General features: G+C 58.2%; 1 pseudogene. It reads left to right on the forward strand.

Annotated elements, in window-relative coordinates:
- Positions 1–257: 257 nt before the first annotated feature.
- Positions 258–397, forward strand: a pseudogene (locus ABGA94_RS18730) (lipopolysaccharide assembly protein LapB); the annotation flags it as partial.

A 397-nucleotide genomic window follows, 5' to 3' on the forward strand; every position in this document is an offset into this window, starting at 1 on the left:
CGGCCTCGGGTAAGAAGATCAGCCTGGGAGTCGCAAGCAACGCGTCCTCGTTATCAAAAACCACCCCGTGACCCCCTCCTCCACGGGTAGCATCCGGTCGTAGCTTGAAGAACTCGCCCTTGCGCGGCTGATGGGTGGAACACCTGGAGGATTTTCCACATCAGTAGCTGGAGCACAAACTGGAATTCCAACATTAACAGGAGGATTTCCATCATCAGTAGCTGGATCACAAACAGGAATCCCAACATTTGTAGGCGGAGCAGCCGGACAAGGCCATCGAGCTGTTCCTGCACATCGCCGAGCTGGACAAGGAAACCTTCGAGACCCAGGTCGCGCTGGGCCATCTGTTCCGCCGTCGTGGCGAAGTCGACCGCGCCATCCGCCTGCACCAGGGCCT

Origin of the sequence: Stenotrophomonas sp. 3diitr2024 (genome assembly GCF_042136455.1) — a bacterium.
GTDB classification, from domain to species: domain Bacteria; phylum Pseudomonadota; class Gammaproteobacteria; order Xanthomonadales; family Xanthomonadaceae; genus Stenotrophomonas; species Stenotrophomonas sepilia.